A 24,477-nucleotide genomic window follows, 5' to 3' on the forward strand; every position below is an offset into this window, starting at 1 on the left:
CACACTGCATTAGAAATATCTGGAACTGATCATGTCCGAAAAATTTGACGTAATCGTAATTGGCTCCGGTCCTGGTGGTTATGTCGCTGCCATCCGTGCCGCTCAGTTGGGCTTGAAAACGGCTTGTATCGAAAAGTGGAAAAACAAGGAAGGTAAATACGTAAATGGCGGTACCTGCCTGAACGTTGGCTGTATTCCTTCCAAGGCACTGCTGGACAGCTCCTGGAAATACCACGAAGCCAAAGATGCTCTCGACGTGCACGGCATTGAAGTCGGCAAGGTCAAGATGGATGTGAGCAAGATGATCGAGCGCAAAGGCGAGATCGTTAAGAAACTGACCGGTGGTGTAGCAGGTCTGTTCACCGCCAATAAAGTGACCTCCATTTTCGGCACCGGCAAACTGCTGGCGAACAAGAAAGTGGAAGTAACCGACGACGAAGGCAACAGCACCGTTTACGAAGCTGAAAATGTCATTCTGGCTTCCGGTTCTGTACCGGTAAATATTCCGCCCGCTCCGGTAGACAACAAAATTATTGTCGATTCCACCGGTGCACTGGAATTCGCTGAAACTCCAAAGCGTTTGGGTGTTATCGGTGCCGGCGTTATCGGTCTGGAGCTGGGTTCTGTATGGAACCGCCTGGGCTCCGAAGTGGTTGTTCTTGAAGCGATGGACAAGTTCCTGGCGATCATGGACCAACAGGTTGCCAAAGAGTCCCAGAAGATCTTCAAGAAGCAGGGCCTGGATATCCGCCTCGCTTGCCGCGTAACCGGCTCCGAAGTGAAAGGCGAAGAAGTGGTTGTTACTTACCAGGACAAAGATGGTAAAGAGCACCAGGAAACTTTCGACAAGCTGATCGTTTGCGTTGGTCGTCGCCCTTACACCGAAGGCCTTCTGTCTGAAGATGCCGGTGTGAAGATGGACGAGCGTGGATTCATCTATGTCAACGACCTGTGCATGACTTCTGCACCGGGCGTATGGGCGATTGGTGACGTGGTACGCGGCCCGATGCTGGCACACAAGGCCTCAGAAGAAGGTGTTGTGGTTGCCGAGCGTATCGCTGGCCAGAAGCCGATGATGAACTACGACGTGATTCCCAACGTTATTTACACTCACCCGGAAATCGCTGCGGTTGGTCGCACCGAAGAGCAGGTGAAGGCCGATGGCGAGCCCTACAACGTAGGCAGCTTCCCGTTTGCTATCAACGGCCGCGCTATGGCCGCCAACGATACCCAGGGCTTTGTGAAAATCATTGCTCACGCGGAAACTGACCGCGTACTGGGTGCCCATATTGTTGGCCCGTCTGCCGCAGACCTGGTTCAGCAAGTGGCGATCGCGATGGAATTCGGCTCTAGCGCTGAAGACATCGGTATGACGGTATTTGCGCACCCGACTCTTTCCGAAACTGTGAAAGAAGCGGCGCTGGGCGTGAACGGCCATGCGATTCACACCGTAAATCGCAAGAAGCGCAAGTAAGAATATTTTTCGATTTCGGGGCACTAATTATTGATTAATTAGCGCCCCGGTTTCATTTGTGGAATTTGAAATTTGCAACGACGGAAATTTTAAATTTCTCTTTCAGGTGCAGAGTGATCTGCAATTAGTAAACACATTTTATATGTGAATTGGTATTGACTATGAACTTGCATGAGTATCAGGGCAAACAACTGTTTGCGGAATACGGATTGCCGGTTTCCAAAGGCATTGCAGCGGAAACCCCGGCAGCGGCAGCAGCAGCGGCTGACGAAATTGGCGGTGATAAGTGGGTAGTAAAGGCCCAGGTACACGCTGGTGGCCGCGGTAAGGCTGGCGGTGTAAAGCTGGTAGATTCCAAGGCAGAGATTGAAGAGTTTGCCAAGAAGTGGCTGGGCGAGCGTCTGGTAACTTATCAAACAGACGAAAATGGCCAGCCGGTTTCCCGTATCCTGGTTGAAAGCTGCACTGACATCGACCAAGAACTGTACCTTGGCGCCGTTGTTGACCGCTCCACCCGTCGTATCGTTTTCATGGCTTCCACCGAAGGCGGCGTTGAGATCGAGAAAGTAGCGGAAGAGACTCCAGAAAAAATCCTGAAAGCCACTATCGATCCGCTGGTAGGCGCTCAGCCTTACCAAGCGCGCGAGCTGGCTTTCAAACTGGGCCTGAACCCGACTCAGGTTAAGCAGTTCACCAAGATCTTCCTCGGCCTGGCAAAAATGTTCCAGGAAAAAGATCTGGCCCTGCTGGAAATCAACCCGCTGGTAATCACCACCGAAGGCAACCTGCACTGCTTGGACGCCAAAGTGGTAATCGACAGCAACGCGCTGTACCGCCACGCTGACCTGCGCGAAATGCACGATCCTTCCCAGGAAGATTCCCGTGAAGCGCACGCTGCCAAGTTCGACCTGAACTACGTAGCTCTCGATGGCAACATCGGCTGCATGGTAAACGGTGCTGGTCTGGCCATGGGTACCATGGACATCGTAAACCTGCACGGCGGCAAGCCAGCTAACTTCCTGGACGTTGGCGGCGGCGCGACCAAAGAGCGCGTTGTTGAAGCGTTCAAGATCATCCTGTCTGACGAGAACGTAAAAGCCGTACTGATCAACATCTTCGGTGGTATCGTTCGCTGTGACATGATCGCCGAAGGCGTTGTGGGCGCAGTAAAAGAAGTTGGCGTTAAAGTACCGGTTGTTGTACGCCTGGAAGGTAACAACGCAGATCTGGGCGCCAAGGTTCTGAGCGACAGTGGCCTGAACATTATCGCGGCTACCAGTCTGACCGATGCGGCTCAGCAAGTGGTTAAAGCTGCGGAGGGTAAATAATCATGTCAGTATTGATTAACAAAGACACTAAGGTAATCTGCCAGGGCTTCACTGGCTCCCAGGGTACTTTCCACTCCGAGCAAGCGATTGCTTACGGCACCAAGATGGTTGGTGGTGTAACTCCGGGTAAAGGCGGCCAGACTCACCTGGGCCTGCCAGTATTCGACACCGTTAAAGAAGCGGTAGAGAAGACCGGCGCTGAAGCTTCCGTAATCTACGTACCTGCGCCTTTCTGTAAGGATTCCATCCTGGAAGCGGCCAACGCTGGTATCAAGCTGATTGTTTGTATCACCGAAGGTATTCCGACTCTGGATATGCTCGACGCTAAAGTGAAGTGCGACGAGCTGGGCGTGCGCCTGATCGGCCCGAACTGCCCGGGTGTTATTACTCCGGGTGAGTGCAAGATCGGTATTATGCCAGGTCACATCCACAAGCCGGGTAAAGTGGGCATCGTTTCCCGTTCCGGTACCCTGACCTATGAAGCGGTTAAGCAAACCACCGACTACGGCTTCGGCCAGTCCACCTGTGTGGGCATCGGTGGCGACCCCATCCCGGGTTCCAACTTCATCGATATCCTGGAAATGTTCCAGAACGATCCGCAGACCGAAGCAATCGTTATGATCGGTGAGATCGGTGGCACTGCTGAAGAAGAAGCAGCTGCTTACATCAAGGAAAATGTTACCAAGCCTGTAGTTTCCTACATCGCTGGTGTAACTGCTCCTCCCGGCAAGCGTATGGGTCACGCGGGCGCGATTATCTCTGGTGGTAAAGGCACCGCAGACGAGAAATTCGCTGCTCTGGAAGACGCTGGTGTTAAAACCGTGCGCTCCCTGGCTCAGATTGGCGATGCTCTGAAGGAAATTACTGGCTGGTAAGTAGTTGCCAACTTTTAGTTTTCAAAAAAGCCACCCATTGGGTGGCTTTTTTTATGACTACTATGAGGCCGATTAAATTTTTACGACAATCTTACCAACTTGATTACTGGCTTCCATATATTGATGTGCTGCCTGGATATCTTCAAAAGCAAAAACTTTATCTACTTTTGGGACTAATTTTTTCTGCTCTAGGCCTCGATAAATAAATTCTTTGGCTCTTTCTATTCTTGTTGGATCTTGAGTTAGCTCAAATAGAGTATAACCAACAATGGTTAATGCTTTTTCCAGTGCCTTGAATAGAGGGTAAATACTTGGATTTGGGTCTAATGCGCCATATTCGATGATTGTGCCAGCTTTTGCTGCTGCGTTACCCAGTTCATTTAATAAGGGTCCACCAATAGGGTCAAAAATTAAGTTTGCGCCTTGCCCATCTGTAATTTTGTTGACAGCTTCGCTAATGGATTCAACATCGCTTTCTATTACGTAATGAGCGCCAGCCTCTTTTAAACTGGCAACTTTTGATGAACCCCGAGTCGTGGCTATGACTTTTGCGCCAATCCAGTTAGCAATCTGGATGGCAGCGATGCCTACACTTGAACTTGCTGCTGTAATCAAGACGGTCTGTTTGTCAGTAAGTTTCCCTACCTCACACAGTGCTCCATATGCTGTGACATATTGCATCCATATGGCTGTGCCTTCTATGGCCGTTAAATTAGTTGGGTATTTAGCGACTGCAAAAGCTGGCACAATAGGGTGCTCGCCATAGACTCCGTATTCACCCATGGTAAAAGCAGGGATGGTGCTGACAATATCACCACATTTTAATTCGGTAACTCCTTCACCTACAGCATCAACTACCCCAGAAACCTCATACCCTATTTTAGAGGGAAATTTAGGCTGCTCAATATAGGCGCCATTTCTAAACATAACTTCAGCACGATTTAAGCCAATTGCGGCAGCTTTAATTCTGACTTCTCCCTTTTGGGGTTCAGGTAAATCTAACGTGTCAATTTTTAATACTGAAGCATCACCAGCCTGATGAAAGCGCACTACTTTCGTTTTGCTCATTTAAATAATCTCTGTTTGATATATTGTAACTTTCGCCCATTCTATTCTTCGTCTAATTTGCTAACAATCAGTTTGTAAGAAAAAAAGTAATTAAGAATAGAGGGTTTAGTTATAGTTGATTGTCGACAGGGCTCATCCGTACTCAGCTACTTCCATGATGTTGAGGGTATCCTGAGAGCAGAAATTGGGACTGCTGATAATAATAATCAATACATCAATGTAGCTAGGTGAGCTAAACGGAGCGCGATCTCTTCTCCTCCCCTCCCTGTGTAATCCTATACACACTGGATTTTGTCTACGAGTAGATGTCTGTTGATGCTCCTTTATTTTGCTTTTGATGGAAACTCCATCATAATGTATGACGACCAGGCAAGGGCACTGGGGATTGTAAAAAACACTCGTGAGGGGGGCTGTAAAATATCGGCCAATCAAGTGAATAGCTCCACCTGGAATCCCAGCGCTGGAGATTTGGATATGCTTTCTTATCTCTATGACGGCAAGTGTCAGACTCTGCTGAGTTCTTTTGCCGGGCCTTTCATGTAGCCGAAAGAGCTAGGATGTGATGCGGTTATTTTTTTAGAATAAAGATAAGGGAGTTTTTTGCTCCCTTTTTTATGTTGCTACATGGTTTCGGGCTGAGCTGTAGCGGCCTCTTTAAAGTTCAACTTCATATCTATTAATTAAGAAAAGACTTTGCTGGGTTTTGCTAAAAAATATTGTCTTTTCGGTGTGGGCAGATTATTAACTGTCAGCTCTTAATGTGGTGGATAAAAATTCATTATCGTAAGCCGTAAATCGTGGCGCCCTATTGATCTAAATTCTGAAGAGTAACTCTAGCTCACCTGTAAAATTTTAGCGGCCTGGGGTATAGCTAATATAGGTGCCACTGCTTTTCTAATTTTCCTTTCTCGTAGCTGGTGATATACACGACTTGCCCCCACTCCTATACTGCCGAAAACCAATTGTTTAGGAGCGAATATGACCAGGGCATTGATTGGGGTGATTGGAGGAAGTGGTCTTTACGATATGCCGGGGCTGACTGAGGTGGAGGAGGTCCATATCGACACTCCCTTTGGCAGGACTTCGGACGCCATTGTCTGCGGTAAGCTCGCAGGTGTACCAGTAGCTTTCCTGGCCCGTCATGGTCGCAATCATCACCTGATCCCCTCCCAAGTACCTTATCGGGCAAATATCCATGCCCTGCGCCAGCTCGGCGTGCGCTACATCCTGTCTCTCTCGGCTGTGGGCTCCCTAGAGGAAGAGGTACGGCCGCTGGATATGTTAATCCCCGATCAGTTCATTGATATGACTCGCCGGCGGCAGAGTACCTTTTTTGGAGATGGCGCGGTTGCCCATGTGTCCATGGCCGATCCAGTATGCTCTGCTGTCGCTGATAGTTTGGCGCGTGCTTTCACGCTGACCCAGGCAGAGCAGCCAATTGAGTTACACCGAGGCGGCAGTTATATCTGTATCGAGGGCCCACAGTTTTCCACCCGTGCCGAGTCCCACTGGTATCGCAGTATGGGGGCGTCGGTTATCGGCATGACCAATATGCCTGAGGCCAAGTTGGCCCGGGAGGCACAAATTGCCTACGCCACGCTGGCTATGGCTACTGACTATGATTGTTGGCACCCTCGTGAGGAGGCGGTAACCGCAGAGGTAGCGATTGCGAATCTTCAACAAAATGCCATGCGCGCCCAGCAGATTGCGATGGAAGCCATACGTATATTAGGCGCTGAGCAACCGGAGTCCTCCGCTCATACAGCGCTGTTGAGCGGTCTGGTGACTCCCCTCGAAGCTATGCCTGAGGAAACACAAGCTGTAATAAAACCACTGCTCGCTCCGACAGAACCGGAGCTTGAAGAAATGGAGCAGTGATATCGATGCGTGAGACCTTACCCCTGCTGGAGCTATCGGACTTCCCCTCTCTGCACCGAGGGGCCATTGAGACCTTGCAGGTCAATATTGGCTACCGTTGTAATCAGCGCTGTTTACACTGCCACGTCAATGCTGGGCCTAATCGAACCGAGATGATGTCGGACGACAATTTGGCGCTGTTATTGGAAGTTCTTACGGTCCGTAAACCCCGTGTGCTGGATGTGACTGGTGGGGCCCCGGAATTGCACTGGGGTTTTCGATCCCTTGTAAGAGGGGCGCGAGAGCGCGGAGTACATGTAATAGATCGCTGTAACCTGACAGTTCTTTTTGAGCCGGGCCAGGAAGATACTGCTGAATTCCTCGCTGAAAACCAGGTTGAGGTCGTTGCCTCCCTGCCGTGTTACTCAATCGATAATGTCGATAAGCAACGAGGTAAAGGGGTATTCGATAAGAGCATTGCGGCGCTACAAAAATTAAATGCATTGGGCTATGGCAAGCCCGGCAGTGGCTTAGAGCTCAACTTGGTCTATAACCCCCAGGGACCCTTTTTACCCCCGGAGCAAAGTGCTTTGGAGGCGGACTACCGAAGAGAGTTGGCGAACCACTTCTCCATTAAATTTAATCATTTGTTCGCTCTCGCCAATATGCCAATCAAGCGTTTTGGTTCCATGTTGGTTTCCAAGGGGCAGTTTCACGATTATATGGCGCTACTTAAAGACAGTTACAGTGCGGATAATCTCGCTGATGTTATGTGTCGTAGCTTGGTTAGCGTCGATTGGCAGGGAAACCTATTTGATTGCGATTTTAACCAACAACTCAATATGCCTATTCCCGGCCGATTACATTTGCGAGATTTAATCGAGATGGATCTGAAGGGATCGGCAATTTGCGTTGCAGATCACTGTTATGGTTGTACAGCCGGGCAGGGAAGTAGTTGTGGTGGGGCTCTCTAGCTTTCTGTTATGGCGGATGGAACCTGAAAACGATGAGTAAAAAAATCCTGTTAGTAGCCGCTATAGTCGTATTGGTGGTGGCTTTCTACGCGCTTGATCTGCACCACTGGTTGAGCCTGGAAAAGTTAAAGGCTGGAGCGGAGGACTTTAAGCGCTGGCAGATGTCGTCGCCGCTTTTAGTCGGATTTTTGTTTCTGGTCTTCTATATTTTGGTGACTGGCTTATCACTTCCCGGGGCAGCAGTTCTAACGATTGCAGCCGGCGCATTGTTCGGTCTTTTCTGGGGTACTGTAATCGTTTCTTTTGCTTCCAGTATCGGTGCCACCCTGGCCTTTTTAATGGCTCGATATTTATTCCGGGACTATATTCAGGGGCGTTTCTCAGAGCGGCTTCAAGTCGTCAATAAGGGAATTGAGCGGGAGGGGGCATTTTACCTTTTTGCGCTGCGATTGGTGCCGGCTTTCCCTTTTTTCCTAATTAATATCCTGATGGGGCTCACCCATATTAAAGCCTGGACTTTCTACTGGGTTAGTCAGCTCGGAATGCTGGCGGGTACGATAGTTTACGTAAATGCCGGCACCCAGTTGATGAGAGTGGAAAATCTCAAGGATATTTTATCTTTGCCACTGTTATTGTCTTTTGTTCTATTGGGTGTGTTTCCCTTAATTGCAAAATATGCGCTCAACTGGCTTAAGCGCAGGCGTCAGGCTGGATGATCTAATTATGCAGAAACCTAAGAAGTTTGATCGTAACTTAATTGTCGTTGGTGGTGGTGCGGCGGGCCTGGTTACGGCTTACATCTCTGCGGCGATAAAAGCAAAAGTCACTTTGATCGAAGCAGGTAAAATGGGGGGAGATTGTCTCAATACCGGCTGTGTACCCAGTAAAGCATTGATTATGTGTGCGCGACAGGCCCATAGGGCAAGATGTGCGGGCGAGTTTGGGGTTGTACTCCATGAGCCAACAATTAATTTTCCCCGGGTTATGCAACATATCAAGGAGTCGATTAAAACTATTGAACCCAATGATAGTGTGGAGCGCTATAACGAGCTGGGGGTTGAAGTGCTCAAGGGAACTGCAGAGCTTATCGATCCCTGGACAGTTAAAACCCAATTAAATAGTGGAGGGGAGAAAACCCTGACGGCAAGGGCTATTGTACTAGCCACTGGCGCCGAGCCGAGTGTTCCGCCTTTTCCTGGGCTCGATCAAGTGAATTACCTCACCAGTGATACTTTATGGGAGCGGTTTTCTCAGTTAAAAACCCCTCCCCACAGGCTGGTATTACTGGGTGGGGGAGCTATTGGTTGTGAGCTGGCACAAGCCATGGCCAGGTTGGGTTCGGAAGTGGTTCTGGTGGAGAGGTCCGACACTATATTATTGGAGTTGGATGCTGACGTATCTGCGGCCGTCGCTGAGGCGCTTACTCTGGATGGCGTTAAAATTTTGACAGACCACGAAGCTGTTGAGTTTGAAGGTGTTCCTGATCGAGAAGGAGGCATACTCATTGTAGAAAATAAGGGCGATAGGGTTAAGCTCGAGTTTGATGAGGTGATACTAGCTCTCGGCAGAAAGGCGAAAGTAACCGACGAAGGTCTCGAGAACCTGGACTTGCTGGATAATGGCAGGTTGAAACTTGATGGCTACCTGCGAACTCGCTATCCACATATCCTTGCAGCTGGGGATGTGGCAGGGCCATACCAATTTACCCATATGGCCTCACACCAAGCTTGGTATGCAGCGGTAAATGCCCTTTTCGGTGACATTAAAAAATTTGCCGTAGACTACTCTCTGGTTCCCAGTGCTGTATTTGTCGATCCGGAAGTGGCGACTGTAGGCCTTTCTGAAAAAACTGCTAGTGAGCAGGGAGTGAATTACGAGATAACCCGCTATGATATCGAGCATTTGGACCGAGCTATAGTCGATGGTGCGCGGCGAGGATTTGTCAAAGTCCTTACGGTGCCGGGAAAAGATAAAATACTAGGTGTTTCTATTGTTGGGGAAAATGCTGCAGAACTAATTGCGGAGTTTATTTTAGCGATGAAGCATGGGTTGGGGTTGAATAAAATTCTCTCAACCATCCATATCTATCCGACCATGAGTGAAGCCAATAAATTTGTTGCGGGCAATTGGAAACGTGCTCACGCACCAGCAGTTATTTTACGTTTCTTAGAGGTTTTTAACCGCTGGAGGCGCAACTAATGCAATTCAGTGTGATAGTTCCTCTATTAAATGAAAAGGAACACATAGCCTCTTTACTGGAGCACTTGCAGCAATTGAGCGTGCAGGAAGATTGTGAGGTTATTGTCGTAGACGGCGGCAGTACCGATGGTAGTGTTGAGACCCTAGAGCAGTCTGGTTTGCAGCTGGTCCACGCCACTCGGGGTAGGGCGGTTCAGATGAATGCCGGTGCGTTAATGGCTAAAGGTCAGTGGTTAGTGTTTTTGCATGCCGATAGCCGTCTACCCGCAGATGCCCTCAAGTCCATCACAAACCTCGAAAAGGAGAATGCCCACTGGGGGCGTTTTAATATTCAAATTGTCGGACACAGTTTTTGGTTTCCCTTGATTGCGACTTTAGTTAATTTACGCTCTCGTTTTAGTGGTATTGCTACAGGGGATCAGGCCATTTTTGTGCGCCGTGGTTTGTTCGAAACTATCGGTGGATTCCCTGCGCAGCCGTTGATGGAAGATATTGAGCTGAGTCGCCGTTTGCGCAGTTATTACTGGCCCTATTGTTCTCGTGAAAAAGTAGAAACCTCAGGGCGTCGCTGGGAAAAGTACGGCGTATTGAGAACCATTTTATTGATGTGGCGATTGCGTTTTGATTACTGGCGGGGCGTATCAGCAGAGAGTTTGGCAAAACGCTATGAGTAGTTTTCTATTGCCGCCCATGCGTCTTGTAGTGATGGCTAAGGCTCCGTTGCCAGGGTATGCAAAAACTCGGCTAATTCCTACTTTGGGAGAGAAGGGCGCAGCCGCTCTCGCATTACAGTTATTGCAGGATACATTGGCAGAAGCGGTGAAGGCGGGTCTGGGCCCTGTCGAGCTGCATGTTGCGCCTAACTCCCAGCACCCTTTCTGGCGGGAGTTTAAATTGCCTCAGGGGGTAAAGCTATACAGCCAGTCAGATGGTGATCTTGGTCAGCGCTTGTGGAGGGCTGCGAAAAGTTCTTATGCCGCTGGCCAGGGGCTATTTTTGTTGGGGACAGATTGCCCTGCATTAAATGCAGAAAGAATCCGAGCCGCAGCTGTGGCGCTAGTGCACACGGACTCTGTAATGTATCCCGCAAATGATGGTGGCTACACCCTGTTGGGATTGAAGTATCTGCATTCTCGCTTGTTTGAAGATATATGTTGGAGTACTGAAGTCGTTGCCCAGCAAACCCTGGAACGATTACAGGAATGTGATATGCAGTGTCAGCAATTGGATGTGCTTGCGGATATTGATGAACCTGAGGATTTGCAGTTTTTACCTAGAGCTCTTTCGAGGAGTCTGGCAGATTGTTGGGAAGCAGATTAAAAGCAGTCGAGAGTAAGGAGTATTTCTAGCTTGAACCAGGAAGTGCTGGCTCTAGGAATATAACTTCCCGCGTGACCTGCCAGCGCCCATCTTCATACACCAAATCTATCGCCAGTTTTAACAGTTGCTCCTGGCCAGCCAAATTATTTTTCCGCGAGAAGATTACTAAAGCACTGTTTTCATTTGCCACTATGTGGTGAATTTTTTTCCAGTCGTTGAGAGGTAGTTCACCCGCGTCACGCTTGGCTTTAAACATATTGATGAAGGCCGTTTTGTCTGCCACTGTGACCCGGTCCGAAGGGTCTAGTATGAAGACCTGCATTTCCCGGTGGTAGACACTTTCTAGTTCGTCTTCCCTGCAGTACACCCCGGCCTGCACGAGGTAGTCAATAAACTGCTCGATCTCTCTTACCGTATCTGGATTATCCATCGCTCAGGCACTCCAACCGGGACCAGATGAATATAGATTAAGGTGGAGACATTTGGGGCTTTCTTCGGCCAGGTTAAGCTGGCCTAGAGGGGGATTAGAGAGCGGGGGCGGCGCTGGCTTCGGAATTCACTGCACTGTTCTCAGCAAGGATCCCACCGTTTTCATCATTGGCTGCGGCCAGTCGTTGTTCCTCGATGCGGCTACTCCAGCTCAGAAGGGCTTGATAGTGGCGAATATTCTGTACATAAGTCACCGGCTCCCAGCCTCGGGCATAGCCGTGTTTGGTGGTCTTGTAATACTGACGCTTGGCCAGAAGGGGCAGATGTTCGCGCACATCGGGCCAAAGATCTGGATTGCCGCCCATTCGTTCTGTCAGTACCCGGGCATCCTCAAGGTGGCCATAGCCTACGTTGTAGGCAGCCAGGGCCATCCAGGTTCTGTCGGGCTCGCGAATGCGATCCGGCAGTTTGTTGCGGATTTGTACGATATAGCGGGCACCACCCTCAATGCTCTCTTCGGGGTTTAGGCGGTTTACACCGAGATCTTTTGCGGTGTTCAGAGTCAGCATCATCAGGCCGCGTACACCGGTGCGAGAGCGGGCACGCGGATTCCAATAGGATTCCTGGTAGCTGAGGGCCGCGAGTAAGTGCCAGTCGAGGTCATATTGGTCGGCAACCTTTTGCATGGTGCCGCGCCACTGGGGCAGGCGCTCGCGGCTGCGCTTGGCAAAGGCCTTGGCGCCGCCCACATTTAGGTCGCTGACGTGGCCGAAAAATTCTTCCCGCAACTGGGCAATCATGCCATTGGTATTGGCGCGCAACATAAAGCGGCGTGCACTGCGATAGAGGCTGTCGTCATCACTTTGTGGGAAGGCCCAGGAAACCGGCTGAAACTGGGTGAGGTTGAACGCAACCGCAGTGTTTGGGTAAAGGCCGCGGTGAACTGCATAGGCGTTGGAATCGACAATTGCATAATTGTATTTTCCTTCCTGCACCATCTCTACCAATTCCATGGCGTCCACGTCGGAAACTTCCTCCCAATCCAACTCGGTATAGCGAGCGGAGAGTTTCTTCATTTCTTCTGCGTGAGCGCTACCCGCGATGACGGCGACCTTTTTTCCTTCGAGATCGCTAGTTTTGCGCGGCCGCTGTTCGCCAACTCGGTAGATAACCTGTTGGCGAATCTCAAAATAGGATGGGGTAAAGCGGACTTGTTCGCGACGCTCTGGAGTTACCGTGAGGCCGGCAGCTGCGAAGTGCGCGCCACCCTCCGGGTCGCGCAGCTGATCGAACATTTCGTCCAGATCGTGCACGTCGCGAATTACCAATTTCACCCCCAGCTCTTCAGCAAATGCACGCAGCATGCCGTATTCAAAGCCGGTCGGGTTGCCGGAGGCGTCTTCGTAATAAGTGGTGGGGCCGTTTTGTGACAGGACAACCAATTCACCGGTGGCTTTGACACGCTCGAGCGTATTCGGTGCTTTACTGGCAACCAGCAGGGAGGCGCAGCAGGACAAGGCGATCCCTTTGCACACACGGCGGACGTAGCGCAGCATACGGCTTTTCATCATCATAGGCTGTCCTCTCTAGCTAGTCCGTTGGTTTATTTGCTGTTGTGCCTAAGGCCCTGTATGTCGATTTCGCTCTCAAATACGAAGGCAAAATTTGACGCAGTCCGCCAATTTTACATTATTTGACGACAATCTGCCCAGTTTGTCTTTTGAACACTGTGATCTGCGCGCTTGCAAAGCATTGCAGACTTAGGTAAGCGAGCCTGGCTTTGATACAAAGTTGGTTTATTTACAGCCAAGCTTGCTGGTCTTTTGAACATTCAGGTTACTAATTAGTTCATGTGTACCCAAGTGTCGGGCGGGTGTGTTGGAGTAGCGATGCTTCAGGTACAATTGCGCCTCTCAAATTTCCGGGGCCTTGTGCGAAATCCCATTCGCGCAATCTTTCTCATTTAGACAAGAGGCTATCTCCCGCAATGTTAGTTCTGCGTGGTGCTCCTGCACTGTCGAAATTCCGCCATAAAAACCTGCTCAATCAACTGCGCGCGCTGCAACCGACCATCGACGATCTCTACGCTGAGTTCGTTCACTTTGCAGACAGCGACTCACTGGATAACCAGGAGATGGCCCTGCTGGAGCGACTGCTCCAATACGGCCCAACCGAGGAAAAGCACGAGCCGAAAGGCGAGTTGATCCTGGTAGTGCCGCGTCCGGGCACAATTTCTCCCTGGTCTTCCAAGGCTACTGACATTGCTCATAACACTGGCCTGAACAAAGTTCATCGCCTGGAGCGTGGCATCGCCTACTACGTTACCGGTGTCGAGTTAACTGAAGCTGAACGCCTTGTGCTGGCCTCCCGCTTACACGATCGTATGGTTGAAGCGGTATTCACCGATTTTGCTCAAGCTGAGCAATTATTTGTAGAAGAAGCGCCGCGCCCGTTGCGCGGTGTGGATATTCTCGAGGGCGGTCGCGAAGCTCTGGAAGATGCCAATGTCACCTTGGGCTTGGCCTTGGCTGAGGATGAGATTGATTACCTGCTCACCAGTTTCCAAGAGCTGGAGCGCAATCCCACAGATGTAGAGCTGATGATGTTTGCCCAGGCAAACTCCGAGCACTGCCGCCACAAGATCTTCAATGCCTCCTGGACCATCGACGGCGAAGAAATGCCGCACTCCCTGTTCGGCATGATCAAGAATACCTACCAGAAGGGGGGGGACAATGTGTTGTCCGCCTATGCGGATAATGCAGCCGTCGTTACTGGTAGCGAAGCGGGGCGTTTCTACCCGGATCCTGACAGCAAGGAATACGGTTTCAGCACTGAAGCCATTCATCTGCTGATGAAAGTGGAAACCCACAATCACCCTACCGCGATTGCTCCTTTCTCCGGTGCTGGTACCGGGGCCGGTGGTGAAATTCGTGATGAAGGTGCAGTTGGCCGTGGCTCCAAACCAAAAGTGGGCCTGACCGGTTTTACGGTTTCCAACTTGCGCATTCCCGGCTGGGAGCAGCCTTGGGAAGCCAACTATGGCAAGCCTGAGCGTATTGTTACCGCTCTGGATATTATGATCGAAGGCCCGATCGGTGGTGCAGCATTTAACAATGAGTTTGGCCGCCCGAATATCTGCGGTTACTTCCGTACCTTTGAAGAAAATTTCGATGGCGAGCGTCGCGGCTATCACAAGCCGATCATGTTGGCTGGTGGTTACGGCAATATCCGCGAAGAGCATGTAGACAAGCCCGAGTTTTCCCCTGGCGCCAAACTGGTAGTGCTGGGTGGCCCGGCGATGTTGATTGGCCTCGGTGGTGGTGCAGCCTCCAGTATGGCCAGCGGCTCCAGTTCTGAAGATCTGGATTTCGCTTCAGTACAGCGCCAAAACCCGGAAATCGAGCGTCGCTGCCAAGAGGTGATCGACCAGTGCTGGCAGTTGGGTGAGAGCAACCCCATTGCCTTTATCCACGATGTGGGTGCGGGCGGTTTGTCCAATGCTTTCCCCGAGTTGGTGAAAGATGGCGGTACCGGCGGTAATTTTGAACTGCGCAATGTGCCCTGTGATGAGCCGGGTATGAGCCCGCTGGAAATCTGGTGTAACGAATCCCAGGAACGCTATGTATTGGCAGTGATGCCGGAAGACCTGGAGCGCTTCGAGCAAATCTGTGAGCGTGAGCGCGCGCCTTACGCCGTTGTCGGTGAAGCTACCGAAGACAAGCACTTGCTGTTAAATGACAAGAAGTTTGAATCCAAGCCTGTAGACCTGCCGATGTCGGTGTTGTTCGGCAAGCCGCCGCGCATGCACCGTGAAGCAGAAACTCGCCAGGTGGAAAGTAAGGCATTTTCCACAGTAGATATCGACCTGAATGAAGCGGCTGAGCGGGTGCTGCGCCTGCCCACAGTGGCTAGCAAGAGCTTCCTGATCACTATCGGTGACCGCACTGTAACCGGTCAGGTTTCCCGCGATCAGATGGTCGGTCCCTGGCAGGTGCCGGTGGCCGATTGCGCGGTAACTACCGTTGCCTATGACAGCTACGCCGGCGAAGCCATGTCTATGGGTGAGCGCACCCCGGTGGCATTGCTGGATGCACCGGCCTCGGGCCGCCTGGCAGTGGGTGAGGCAATTACCAATATCGCCTGTACCCCAGTGAAGCAACTGTCCGATATCAAACTCTCCGCCAACTGGATGTGTGCAGCGGGCCATCCGGGTGAAGAGGAAAAACTTTATCGAACCGTAGAAGCGGTGGGTATGGAGTTGTGTCCTGAATTGGGCATTACCATCCCGGTGGGCAAAGACTCCATGTCTATGCGCACTGCCTGGGAGGAAGAGGGCGAGCAGAAATCGGTTACTGCACCGCTGTCTCTGGTAATTTCTGCCTTTACTCCGGTAACTGATGTCCGCAAGACAGTGACACCGCAGCTGCGCACCGATAAAGGTGAGAGTGAGTTACTGTTTATCGATCTGGGTGCCGGCAAAAATCGCTTGGGCGGCTCCTGTCTGGCGCAGGTCTACAACGAGCTGGGTGACAAGCCCGCAGACCTGGACGATGCCAAGAAACTGAAAGGTTTCTTCGAGGTGGTACAGCAGGCTCTGAATGAAGACCTGATCATGGCCTACCACGACCGCGCTGACGGCGGTCTGTTTACAACCCTGGCGGAAATGGGCTTTGCCGGCCGCGTGGGTATGGATGTGGAAATCTACGAATTGGGTGAAGACCCGATTGCGGCGCTGTTCAGTGAAGAGCTGGGTGCGGTATTGCAGGTTCCCGCCTGTGAAGCGGATATGCTGGTACAGCGCTTTGCCGCTGTGGGTGTACCCACCCACAAGATCGGTTACCTGAACAATAACGAACACCTGTGCATCACTAATAACGGTGTTGAAATCTTCAAGCGCTCCCGTGCTGAATTGCAGCAGATCTGGTCGGAAACCAGCTATCGTATCCAGTCCCTGCGTGATAACGCCGAGTGTGCCGAGCAGGAATTCGCTGCAATTGCCAAAGAAGACCCGGGCCTGACAGTAAACCTCACTTTCGATATCAACGACGATATCAGCGCACCCTATATCGCTAAAGGTGTTCGCCCGAAAGTTGCTGTACTACGAGAGCAGGGTGTGAATAGCCAAGTGGAAATGGCGCACTCTTTCTACCGCGCTGGCTTTAACGCTGTCGACGTACATATGAGTGACATCCTGTCTGGCCGTGTAGCGTTGGATGAGTTCAAAGGCTTGGTGGGCTGTGGTGGCTTCTCTTATGGCGACGTACTGGGTGCCGGTGAGGGATGGGCTAAAACCATCCTGTTTAACGATCGTGCCCGCGACCAGTTTGAGGGCTTCTTCAATCGCAACGATACCTTCGGCTTGGGGGTGTGTAACGGTTGCCAGATGTTCTCAGTGATCAAAGAGCTGATTCCAGGTGCGGATCACTGGCCGCGCTTTGTGCGCAACCTCTCTGAGCAGTATGAAGCGCGCTTCGCACTGGTAGGCATTGAAGACTCACCTTCCGTGTTGTTTAAAGGTATGGCGGGTACTTACATGCCGGTTGCCGTTGCTCATGGTGAGGGGCGAGTGGAGTTTGCTGACCAGCAGGCGCTGGAGAAGTGTGAAGCTTCCGGCACTATCGCGATGCGCTACCTGAATAACAAAGGGGAAATTACCCAAACTTATCCGGCCAACCCCAACGGCTCGGTAAATGGTATTACCTCCCTGAGTTCTGAGGATGGCCGCGTGACTATTATGATGCCGCATCCTGAGCGTGTTGCTCGAGCTGTCAGCAATAGCTGGCATCCAGATGAGTGGAAAGAAGATTCCGGCTGGATGCGCTTGTTCCGTAACGCGCGGGTGTTTGTCGACTAAGACAAGTCATTCTCTCGGTTTTTGCCTGCCGAGGTACACGTAAAGATTGTGGTGGCCGTTTCAGGTCACCACAATCTTTAGCAAATATAGAAATATTTCTGTAATTTTTTTCAGCCCTTTCATTTCCTGGCGTATTTTTTCCCTTCCTTAAAGTAGAAACTTCAGCTACTGCTATACTTAAACGATTATTCGAAATAACGTTTTTGCTATGGTGCAGTTATCTGTTGTATTTGCAGTTTACTTGCTCATTGCTCCATCCAATGTCTTGCTGGGATTAGGGTTCACATTTAATTCCGCTCGATTCTTTTCAAATTTCATCGTTTTTAACCTTTTCAGAAAAAAGCAGTTTCTGAGGGGGTATTCCTGCCTGGTAAAAGTGATTAAGGAGAAAACTATGGCGTACAGCGAAACTCTGGCTGAAAAAGTGCGCAAATTACTTCAGGGAAATGAAGGCCTCAGTGAAAAGCAGATGTTTGGAGGTCTCGCTTTTATGTTGAATGGCAATATGGCCTGTGGGGTTGTTGGAGAGGAGTTGATGGTCCGGGTTGGGCCTGATGAGTATCAAACTGCGTTGGCCGAACGCTATACCCGGCCTATGGATTACACCGGGCGCCCCTTAAAAGGCATGGTGTATGTGGAAGAAGATGCTGTCGCAGAGGATTTGGATAACTGGGTCAGTCGTGGAGCGGTATTTGCGGGCTCACTTCCTCCAAAATAATCGCTTATATTCACTGAACTTAGCAAATTAGTTTCTTTTTATTGCATGGTGAGTGATTAGCAGTCAGGAGTTGGCGTGAGTTCGCTGTTTTCTACGCGTTGACTTCTGTACGGCCTACACTCAGCGAAATAAATGTGACCCCGGTTCTATTCCCTCTTGGTCCTTGCTGATTTACCGCTCAGTAGTCTGAAAGGATATTGATTATGTATTTTCTCGAATTGAATAACGGTGTAGAGATACCTCAGCTCGGCATGGGAATGGCTGCGATTGGCAGCTGGCAGCAGGATGATGAGTATGTAACAGAAGTTATTTTGAAAGCCATGTCTGTGGGATATCGTCATTTTGACACAGGATCGGTCTATGGAAATGAGCGAGCTCTGGGAAGAGCGATCAAAGAATCCGGCTTAGCGAGGGAAGAGCTTTTTATTACCAGTAAAGTTTGGGATACGGAGCAGGGAACCAATAAAACTCACGATGCATTTGCCCGTAGCCTGGAGCGATTGCAGCTGGAATACCTGGACCTATATCTGATCCATTGGCCTATGCCGGCCTATACCCGGGAAACCTGGGGAGCAATGGAGGCGCTTTACCAGCAGAAAAAAGTGCGGGCCCTGGGGGTGTCAAACTTTCGTAAATCTGATATTGAACAACTGGCGACTTTCTCGGAAGTGCGCCCTGTTTGTAATCAAATTGAACTGCATCCCTACTTCACACAGCAGCCTTTAGTCGATTATTGCCAGTTCCATAAAATTGCGATTTGTAGCTGGTCTCCTTTGGGGTCGGGATCTACATGGAGCGGTGTTGAGGCTCATGAAAAACCTCTCATAGATCCAGTAATTGTGGATATTGCGCAAAATCACGGGGTGACTTCGGGACAGGTTATCCTTAAGTGGAATATCCAGCAGCATCGTATTGTTATTCCCAAAGCGGAAAGCCTGGATCACATACGCAATAACTTCCTATTGTCTGATTTTAATTTAAGCAATGCGGAGATCCAGGCAATTAATGGATTGAACTGCAATAAAAGGTTGGGCGGTGATCCCGATTATGTTAATCAGAAAAACATAATGGTCAAAGTGCCCGATTAAATTTTTTCCAGTAAAGCATAGGTCGCTATAGCGCAGGCAGAAGTAATATTCATTGAGGAATTGATACCCTGCATAGGTATGTGTACCACAGCATCTGCCAGTTCCAGAAGTTCGGGGTTGACCCCATCCTTTTCAGAACCCAATACCAAACATATTTTATTCCCTTTGGAAACGGGGGTATCTTTGAGTTCGACGCTATTTGAGGCAATCTCCAGGCAAATTAATCGATAGCCCTTATTTTTTAAGGTTTGCGCGATATTGACTGCAGATGAGTGATATTCGTAGGGAACGTACTTTTCTGTAGACCGGGAAACTTTCCGAATTTTGGAATTAGGTGGAACCAGGCTTTCACCAGTTAAATAAATTTTCTCTACGCCGAGTGCATCTGCGATACGAAATAGGCCGCCGACATTGCTCGGTGTACCGATATCGGTGGCTAAATAGCATAATGGGTAAGTGTCTGTGCTGGGTTGATGACTACTGTGATCTGTCTGCATTTTTCTGTTTGTTACTATAGGAAGTGGGGAAGTTACCACTTCCCCAGGAAAGTACTGCGGTATTGATGGGGGAGTTAGTGGCTGCTCTCTGCGATTTCGAGAGCCTCCTCGGCGACTCTTTGCGCAGCAGCCTGGCGATTACGCATCTGCTCTACCAGAGAGGGCTCTCGGTTGGCCTTTTGATTCTGGATATGCACCGCTTGCCTGTATACCTTATCTGACACAATAAACTCTTCCGCTCGCTGGTTGATTTCGCTGTAGCGTGTATTCAGTTCTGAGATCTTTTTGGATAGATGTTCAAGATCCAGGATATCGTCGAAGTAAAGGGCGATCAGCCGCTCGCACTCCCTGGCGATCGCCAGGTACTCGTTGCCTACCTGTCGGTGTCCCTCATAGTTCTTTTTAAAATTGAAGAAAGTTTGCACACCGCCCAATAACGCGGCCAGCAGGGCCAGCGCCGCACCACTCCACTTGGTCCAATCAGGCAGCTCCGCATTGATCAAGGAGAAGAAAAGCGAACCCAGGAATAAGTTGACGACAACGATGGGCACCCCGCAAAGCACATGCAAATTGCGCCCCTTCATAGAGGCTCGAAAGTGGCTGTGTTTGCACAGGTGAGCATTCCAGCGGAGCTTCTCCAGGACTTCCACGGTATTGGGTATAGTGCTCATGATTCCTTTCCGCCCTCATTCTACTACTAGCTATTGTGGGCGATAGTTTGACGGATGCCAGCGAGATGTACAAAAGTGATGGTACAAAGGGCTAGTTTTTCAGTCTTGATAGTCAGGTATGTCCATATTTTGGGGTTCGCGTAAGTGATTGCATACCCTTGCTGCTCGAAATGCCTTCAGTTACATAGATTGCTATTTGATCACTGAACATTAGCTATTTAAGGGATTCAACGGTGTAACACCCAATTCCATGAGGGAATTTTACTCTAGGAATAAAAAGAGCTGCGCAAAAGGACCAGTTTCTTGTATTTTTATCGGCCATCTTGACCGAGGAGTTTATCCCCCTCCCAAGATTCAAACTTATAAAAATTAAACCCTTGAGTAGTTGGGGGCAGGTATGTCAATCGCGCGGCAGCGCTTTATAGTTTTGGGGCCTCTTTTTGCTGTGGCCTTCTATTTCTTTTTATCAGCGTTGGGGATGCAGTATCTACCGGCAGTAACTGCTGCAATTACCTTGTTAACTGTGATCTGGTGGATAACGGAAGCACTTCCAATCCCCGCAACGTCACTGGTGCCTTTTGTCCTCTTGCCTCTATTTGGAGTAGCGGATCATCGGGAGGTGGCAGCTTCCTTGGGAAGTCATGTCATTCTGTTGCTGATGGGGGCCTTTATTTTGTCCAAGGCCCTGGAGAAAAGTGGGGCCCACGAGCGCCTTGCCCTGTATATGTTGCGTATTGTGGGCGTCTCCAGCGGCCGCAGGCTGGTGCTCGGATTTATGCTGGCAGCAGGCTTCCTGAGCATGTGGATTTCCAACACTGCTACCACATTGATGATGCTGCCTATAGCCCTGGCAATTCTCAGTAAGATCGACAACGAGCGCTTAAGTATTGCCCTGATCCTGGGTATTGCCTATGCCGCAAGTCTGGGTGGGGTAGGTACTCCTCTGGGCACGCCGCCCAATGTTATTTTTATGGGAATATACGAGGAAGTAACCGGACGAGAGTTTAGCTTCCTGGGCTGGATGAAAATAGGAGTCCCAGTTGCTTTGGTGACGCTGCCTATAATGGCCCTCTGGCTGACCCGTCATGTGCATCTGAAAAATGATATTGAGCCCCCTCAAGTGGGAGAGTGGAGGCAAGAGGAAAAGCGAACCTTAATGGTTTTCGGTGTGGCAATTCTCCTATGGGTTACTCGCAATGCACCGTTTGGTGGTTGGAGCGAATTGATAGGTATTGATGCTGCCGGTGATGGAACCGTGGCTCTAGCAGCCGTTGTCGCTATGTTTCTAGTGCCCAACGGTAAGGGAGGGCGCTTGCTGGATTGGCAGACGGCAGAGACGATCCCCTGGGGAATGCTATTACTGTTTGCCGGTGGTATAGCGCTAGCAAAAGGTTTCTCCAGTTCCGGACTGAGCGATATGCTCGGCAACGGTCTTTCTTTCCTGACGGCGATGCCACTGTGGTTGTTGTTGGTCATTCTATGCCTTAGTGTGACCTTCTTGACAGAGATAACCAGCAATACAGCTACGGCAACCCTACTTATGCCAATTTTAGCTGTAGCCGCCACTTCAGCGGGTTTTGAGCCCATGGTGCTGATGATACCTGCGGCGATGAGTGCCAGTTGTGCATTTATGTTGCCTGTAGCTACAGCGCCTAATGCGATTGCGTATGGAACCGGTAAAGTACGTATACAGGATATGGTTCGAGAGGGCGCGATACTCAGTGTGACGGCATCGCTGATAATAGCGGGGATGAGTTGGTTGATCCTGGCTGGATAGTGTTTGTCTCCATCATAGCCAGTGTGAGATGTGCATAAGCAGGCGAATGGATAAAAGAAAAATAGATAGGAGAGATAGAGTTCGATGAATAAAACCACAGCAACACTGTTGCTCACCCTTGGTTTAACAGGGTGTGGCGAAGAGAAGAGCAACCAAGCTGTAGAGGAAAAAGCCTTGTTTAGTGAACAAACCTCTGCTCCTGTAGCGAAGAAAGTACCACACAAAATGGTTATGCATGGCCATGAGCGCATCGATAATTACTACTGGATGCGTGACGATGAACGTAAGGCGCCAGATGTTATTGCTCATCTGGAAGCAGAAAATGCTTATACCGATTTGGTAATGCACCACACCGAAGAGTTACAGGAATTACTCTTTGAAGAAATGACTGGCCGCCTGGAGAAAGATAAATCAACGGTTCCCGTTTATTATAATGGCTACTGGTATTACAGCCGCTATCTTCCTGAGAAAGAATACGCGATCCACGCGCGGCGTAAAGGGACCCAGAAAGCACCTGAAGAGATTATGCTGGATGTGAATGTGCTGGCTGAAGGCCACGGCTACTTTAGTGTAGGGCGCCTAGCGGTTTCTCCCAGTAATCAATTGGTAGCATATCCTGAAGATAGTGTTGGGCGCCGTGTTTACACGATTCGCTTCAAGGACTTAAAGACTGGTGAGATGCTGCCAGATAAATTGGAGAATGCTTCACCAGTTGCCGTTTGGGCAAACGATAACCAAACTGTCTTCTATATCAATAAGGACCATCAAACTCTGCTCGGCTATCAAGTAATGCGCCATAAGTTGGGCACGCCGCAGAGTGAAGATGTTGTTGTTTACGAAGAGATGGATAAGGCTTTCTATACGTGGATTTCCAAATCCCGGGATGGAGAGCTGATACGCATTCACCACAGTTCTACAACTAGCAGTGGCCAGTCAATCCTGGACGCAAACACCCCTCTTGCCGATTTTGCTCCCTTATATCCCCGGGAAGAGGATCACGAGTATTCAGCGCTAAAGTTAGGGAATGATTTTTATATCATGACCAACTGGCAAGCTGAAAACTTCCGCCTTATGAAGGTTGCCATGGACGACGCAACAGATAAGTCTAATTGGCAGGAAGTCATACCTCATAGTAGTAAAGTTTTGTTGGAAGATTTCACTTTATTTGATCATCATCTGGCAGTAATAGAACGAAAAGCGGGGCAAACGGGTCTCCGAATTATTAATTTAGAGAATAATAAGGACCTTCAAGTCGGGTTTAATGATCCAGTATACAGGCTGGGCTTGAGTTCAAACCCAAACTTGGACTCAGAGAGTGTTCGAGTATCTTATTCGAGTTTAACGACACCAAATAGTGTTTATGAAGCCAAGTTGGATAGTGGCGATTTGGAATTGCTTAAGCAAGACAAAGTTCTGGGTGGTTTTGACCCAGAGCACTATCAGAGCGAGGGTATCCTGGTAGCGGCACGAGATGGCGTTAAGGTGCCGGTATCTTTGGTTTATCGTAAAGATAAATTTAAGAAAGATGGCTCTAATCCATTACTGCAATATGCCTATGGCTCATACGGTAGTACCGTAGACCCCTGGTTCCGCTCTTCAGTGGTGTCCTTGCTTGACCGAGGTTTTGTATTTGCTATTGCCCATATTCGTGGCGGCCAAAAACTGGGACGTGCCTGGTACGAAGATGGAAAGATGTTCAATAAAAAGAATACTTTCACTGATTTTATCGACGTTACCAAGGCGTTGGGGAAATTAAAATATGGGGCCCCTGATAAGATCTTTGCTTCAGGTGGTAGTGCTGGGGGGCTGTTGATGGGCGCGGTAGTCAATATGGAACCGGGTTTGTACCGGGGTGTTACTGCGGCGGTGCCATTTGTTGATGTGGTAACTACCATGCTGGATGAGTCAATTCCCCTGACTGTTAATGAGTATGACGAGTGGGGCAATCCTAATAATAAGGATAGTTATGAATATATGCTTTCCTATTCTCCCTATGACCAGGTGAAAGCTCAGGATTACCCCAATATGTTGGTAACCACTGGGCTACATGATTCCCAGGTGCAATACTTTGAGCCAATGAAATGGGTGGCAAAGTTACGCGAATTGAAGACCGATGAAAATCAGTTGTTATTCAATACCAATATGGAAGCAGGTCACGGTGGCTCTTCGGGTCGTTTCCGTCGCTATAAGGAGACCGCTTTACAGTATGCATTTTACCTCGATTTACTTGGGTATAAAAATGGAGAGACTGATAAGAAGGTTAAGTAATAAATATGTTATGCTTATTTTAGAGATATAGGTCTGATTATGGGTAGCTAATTATTCTTTATATCTCTACTTAAGTATCA

At 49.7% G+C, this 24,477-nt stretch carries 19 protein-coding genes; 14 read left to right on the plus strand and 5 right to left on the minus strand.

Annotated elements, in window-relative coordinates; translation table 11 throughout:
* The first annotated feature begins 31 nt into the window (after window positions 1–31).
* The 3 genes from lpdA (at window position 32) to sucD (ending at window position 3,677) form a co-directional block, all read left to right on the plus strand.
* A complete protein-coding gene (lpdA, locus tag ACJJIZ_RS08015) occupies window positions 32–1,474 on the plus strand; it encodes a dihydrolipoyl dehydrogenase (RefSeq protein WP_282933819.1) in 1,443 nt (480 codons plus the stop codon).
* Between the two features lie 161 nt (window positions 1,475–1,635).
* Window positions 1,636–2,802 (plus strand): ADP-forming succinate--CoA ligase subunit beta, encoded by a 1,167-nt coding sequence (gene sucC, locus ACJJIZ_RS08020; RefSeq protein ID WP_282933818.1) that lies wholly within the window; start codon window positions 1,636–1,638, stop codon window positions 2,800–2,802.
* 2 nt (window positions 2,803–2,804) lie between these two features.
* Window positions 2,805–3,677, plus strand: coding sequence for a succinate--CoA ligase subunit alpha (gene sucD / locus ACJJIZ_RS08025; protein ID WP_108734154.1), 873 nt, complete (start codon window positions 2,805–2,807; stop codon window positions 3,675–3,677).
* A gap of 72 nt (window positions 3,678–3,749) precedes the next feature.
* Here sucD and ACJJIZ_RS08030 read toward each other — a convergent pair whose 3' ends face one another.
* Window positions 3,750–4,745: a zinc-dependent alcohol dehydrogenase family protein gene (locus tag ACJJIZ_RS08030; RefSeq protein WP_444915772.1), complete on the minus strand. Its 996-nt coding sequence runs from the start codon at window positions 4,743–4,745 to the stop codon at window positions 3,750–3,752.
* A 978-nt stretch (window positions 4,746–5,723) separates the two neighbouring features.
* Here ACJJIZ_RS08030 and mtnP point away from each other — a divergent pair.
* Genes mtnP through ACJJIZ_RS08060 form a run of 6 tightly spaced genes read left to right on the plus strand, consistent with a single transcriptional unit; the run spans window position 5,724 to window position 11,095 of the window.
* A complete protein-coding gene (mtnP, locus tag ACJJIZ_RS08035; protein ID WP_444896422.1) occupies window positions 5,724–6,623 on the plus strand; it encodes an S-methyl-5'-thioadenosine phosphorylase in 900 nt (299 codons plus the stop codon).
* Window positions 6,624–6,628: 5 nt separating this feature from the next.
* A complete protein-coding gene (arsS, locus tag ACJJIZ_RS08040) occupies window positions 6,629–7,576 on the plus strand; it encodes an arsenosugar biosynthesis radical SAM (seleno)protein ArsS (RefSeq protein WP_444896423.1) in 948 nt (315 codons plus the stop codon).
* 32 nt (window positions 7,577–7,608) lie between these two features.
* Complete coding sequence (locus ACJJIZ_RS08045) at window positions 7,609–8,292, plus strand: TVP38/TMEM64 family protein (protein WP_444915773.1); 684 nt, start codon at window positions 7,609–7,611, stop codon at window positions 8,290–8,292.
* A 7-nt stretch (window positions 8,293–8,299) separates the two neighbouring features.
* Window positions 8,300–9,775: a dihydrolipoyl dehydrogenase family protein gene (locus tag ACJJIZ_RS08050; RefSeq protein WP_444915774.1), complete on the plus strand. Its 1,476-nt coding sequence runs from the start codon at window positions 8,300–8,302 to the stop codon at window positions 9,773–9,775.
* Entirely contained in the window at window positions 9,775–10,449 is a 675-nt protein-coding gene (locus tag ACJJIZ_RS08055; protein ID WP_444907532.1) for a TIGR04283 family arsenosugar biosynthesis glycosyltransferase, read from the plus strand. Before ACJJIZ_RS08050 ends, ACJJIZ_RS08055 begins: the two co-directional genes overlap by 1 nt.
* Window positions 10,442–11,095, plus strand: a complete 654-nt coding sequence (locus ACJJIZ_RS08060; RefSeq protein WP_444915775.1) for a TIGR04282 family arsenosugar biosynthesis glycosyltransferase — start codon at window positions 10,442–10,444, stop codon at window positions 11,093–11,095. The genes ACJJIZ_RS08055 and ACJJIZ_RS08060 overlap by 8 nt, the downstream gene beginning before the upstream one ends.
* A 25-nt stretch (window positions 11,096–11,120) precedes the next feature.
* Here ACJJIZ_RS08060 and ACJJIZ_RS08065 read toward each other — a convergent pair whose 3' ends face one another.
* Both ACJJIZ_RS08065 and mltF read right to left on the minus strand, forming a co-directional pair.
* Window positions 11,121–11,525 carry a hypothetical protein gene (locus ACJJIZ_RS08065; protein ID WP_444915776.1) on the minus strand — a complete coding sequence of 135 codons (405 nt, stop codon included), beginning with the start codon at window positions 11,523–11,525 and terminating at the stop codon, window positions 11,121–11,123.
* A gap of 94 nt (window positions 11,526–11,619) precedes the next feature.
* Window positions 11,620–13,098: a membrane-bound lytic murein transglycosylase MltF gene (gene mltF, locus ACJJIZ_RS08070; protein WP_444911352.1), complete on the minus strand. Its 1,479-nt coding sequence runs from the start codon at window positions 13,096–13,098 to the stop codon at window positions 11,620–11,622.
* 413 nt (window positions 13,099–13,511) lie between these two features.
* Between mltF and purL the strand changes: the two genes are divergently transcribed.
* The 3 genes from purL to ACJJIZ_RS08085 all read left to right on the plus strand — a co-directional run bounded on the left by purL (window position 13,512) and on the right by ACJJIZ_RS08085 (window position 19,184).
* Complete coding sequence (purL, locus tag ACJJIZ_RS08075) at window positions 13,512–17,378, plus strand: phosphoribosylformylglycinamidine synthase (RefSeq protein WP_444915777.1); 3,867 nt, start codon at window positions 13,512–13,514, stop codon at window positions 17,376–17,378.
* 394 nt (window positions 17,379–17,772) lie between these two features.
* Complete coding sequence (locus ACJJIZ_RS08080; protein ID WP_282933807.1) at window positions 17,773–18,096, plus strand: TfoX/Sxy family protein; 324 nt, start codon at window positions 17,773–17,775, stop codon at window positions 18,094–18,096.
* Between the two features lie 203 nt (window positions 18,097–18,299).
* Window positions 18,300–19,184, plus strand: coding sequence for an aldo/keto reductase (locus ACJJIZ_RS08085; protein WP_282933806.1), 885 nt, complete (start codon window positions 18,300–18,302; stop codon window positions 19,182–19,184).
* Here the strand turns inward: ACJJIZ_RS08085 and ACJJIZ_RS08090 are convergent.
* Window positions 19,181–19,681 (minus strand): TrmH family RNA methyltransferase, encoded by a 501-nt coding sequence (locus ACJJIZ_RS08090; protein ID WP_444915778.1) that lies wholly within the window; start codon window positions 19,679–19,681, stop codon window positions 19,181–19,183. The genes ACJJIZ_RS08085 and ACJJIZ_RS08090 overlap by 4 nt on opposite strands.
* A 74-nt stretch (window positions 19,682–19,755) precedes the next feature.
* Window positions 19,756–20,352 carry an SLATT domain-containing protein gene (locus ACJJIZ_RS08095; protein ID WP_413662971.1) on the minus strand — a complete coding sequence of 199 codons (597 nt, stop codon included), beginning with the start codon at window positions 20,350–20,352 and terminating at the stop codon, window positions 19,756–19,758.
* 397 nt (window positions 20,353–20,749) lie between these two features.
* Between ACJJIZ_RS08095 and ACJJIZ_RS08100 the strand changes: the two genes are divergently transcribed.
* Complete coding sequence (locus ACJJIZ_RS08100) at window positions 20,750–22,129, plus strand: SLC13 family permease (protein WP_413662969.1); 1,380 nt, start codon at window positions 20,750–20,752, stop codon at window positions 22,127–22,129.
* An 84-nt stretch (window positions 22,130–22,213) separates the two neighbouring features.
* On the plus strand, window positions 22,214–24,397 hold the full coding sequence (locus ACJJIZ_RS08105) for a S9 family peptidase (RefSeq protein ID WP_444915779.1): 2,184 nt from the start codon (window positions 22,214–22,216) through the stop codon (window positions 24,395–24,397).
* Window positions 24,398–24,477: the final 80 nt, after the last annotated feature.

Source organism: Microbulbifer maximicatervae (SeqCode) (assembly GCF_052467225.1).

What these genes read in the sequence shown, in the direction of transcription:
- lpdA (WP_282933819.1), top strand. Translation starts at nt 32, where the DNA reads ATGTCCGAAAAATTTGACGTAATCGTAATTGGCTCCGGTCCTGGTGGT.
- sucC (WP_282933818.1), top strand. Translation starts at nt 1,636, where the DNA reads ATGAACTTGCATGAGTATCAGGGCAAACAACTGTTTGCGGAATACGGA.
- sucD (WP_108734154.1), top strand. Translation starts at nt 2,805, where the DNA reads ATGTCAGTATTGATTAACAAAGACACTAAGGTAATCTGCCAGGGCTTC.
- ACJJIZ_RS08030 (WP_444915772.1), bottom strand. Translation starts at nt 4,745, where the DNA reads ATGAGCAAAACGAAAGTAGTGCGCTTTCATCAGGCTGGTGATGCTTCA.
- mtnP (WP_444896422.1), top strand. Translation starts at nt 5,724, where the DNA reads ATGACCAGGGCATTGATTGGGGTGATTGGAGGAAGTGGTCTTTACGAT.
- arsS (WP_444896423.1), top strand. Translation starts at nt 6,629, where the DNA reads ATGCGTGAGACCTTACCCCTGCTGGAGCTATCGGACTTCCCCTCTCTG.
- ACJJIZ_RS08045 (WP_444915773.1), top strand. Translation starts at nt 7,609, where the DNA reads ATGAGTAAAAAAATCCTGTTAGTAGCCGCTATAGTCGTATTGGTGGTG.
- ACJJIZ_RS08050 (WP_444915774.1), top strand. Translation starts at nt 8,300, where the DNA reads ATGCAGAAACCTAAGAAGTTTGATCGTAACTTAATTGTCGTTGGTGGT.
- ACJJIZ_RS08055 (WP_444907532.1), top strand. Translation starts at nt 9,775, where the DNA reads ATGCAATTCAGTGTGATAGTTCCTCTATTAAATGAAAAGGAACACATA.
- ACJJIZ_RS08060 (WP_444915775.1), top strand. Translation starts at nt 10,442, where the DNA reads ATGAGTAGTTTTCTATTGCCGCCCATGCGTCTTGTAGTGATGGCTAAG.
- ACJJIZ_RS08065 (WP_444915776.1), bottom strand. Translation starts at nt 11,525, where the DNA reads ATGGATAATCCAGATACGGTAAGAGAGATCGAGCAGTTTATTGACTAC.
- mltF (WP_444911352.1), bottom strand. Translation starts at nt 13,098, where the DNA reads ATGATGATGAAAAGCCGTATGCTGCGCTACGTCCGCCGTGTGTGCAAA.
- purL (WP_444915777.1), top strand. Translation starts at nt 13,512, where the DNA reads ATGTTAGTTCTGCGTGGTGCTCCTGCACTGTCGAAATTCCGCCATAAA.
- ACJJIZ_RS08080 (WP_282933807.1), top strand. Translation starts at nt 17,773, where the DNA reads ATGGCGTACAGCGAAACTCTGGCTGAAAAAGTGCGCAAATTACTTCAG.
- ACJJIZ_RS08085 (WP_282933806.1), top strand. Translation starts at nt 18,300, where the DNA reads ATGTATTTTCTCGAATTGAATAACGGTGTAGAGATACCTCAGCTCGGC.
- ACJJIZ_RS08090 (WP_444915778.1), bottom strand. Translation starts at nt 19,681, where the DNA reads ATGCAGACAGATCACAGTAGTCATCAACCCAGCACAGACACTTACCCA.
- ACJJIZ_RS08095 (WP_413662971.1), bottom strand. Translation starts at nt 20,352, where the DNA reads ATGAGCACTATACCCAATACCGTGGAAGTCCTGGAGAAGCTCCGCTGG.
- ACJJIZ_RS08100 (WP_413662969.1), top strand. Translation starts at nt 20,750, where the DNA reads ATGTCAATCGCGCGGCAGCGCTTTATAGTTTTGGGGCCTCTTTTTGCT.
- ACJJIZ_RS08105 (WP_444915779.1), top strand. Translation starts at nt 22,214, where the DNA reads ATGAATAAAACCACAGCAACACTGTTGCTCACCCTTGGTTTAACAGGG.